The organism is Vibrio sp. DNB22_10_4, assembly GCF_052879755.1.
In genome coordinates, this window is sequence record NZ_JBNNXW010000104.1 from 1 (window position 1) to 249 (window position 249).

Here is a 249-nt window from a genome sequence, read left to right on the forward strand (position 1 = left end):
GTTCCATTCCGGCGCGAACGGCGCCAGGATGCGCTGCTGCACGACGGTCAACTCAGACCAGTTCGGATGGACGGACGGCTGCGGATTGGTGGCCGGCGGCGTTGGCAGTGCCAACTGCGTGCTGGCGCCGGCATCCGATGCGGTGGCCGGTGCCGATGCTGCAGGCGCTTGTGCGATTGCCAATCCGGCGGACAGACCTGCAGCGCCGATCAACGAGATCAAGGCAACGCGCAGGCGCAAGGTCCGTTC

The 249-nt window shown here is 67.1% G+C and carries 1 protein-coding gene; it reads right to left on the minus strand.

Features of this window, described 5'->3' with window-relative positions:
- Positions 1-249 (minus strand): hypothetical protein (locus ACVA6Q_RS24845; protein WP_446649252.1); only part of this gene is annotated, 249 nt, incomplete at both ends.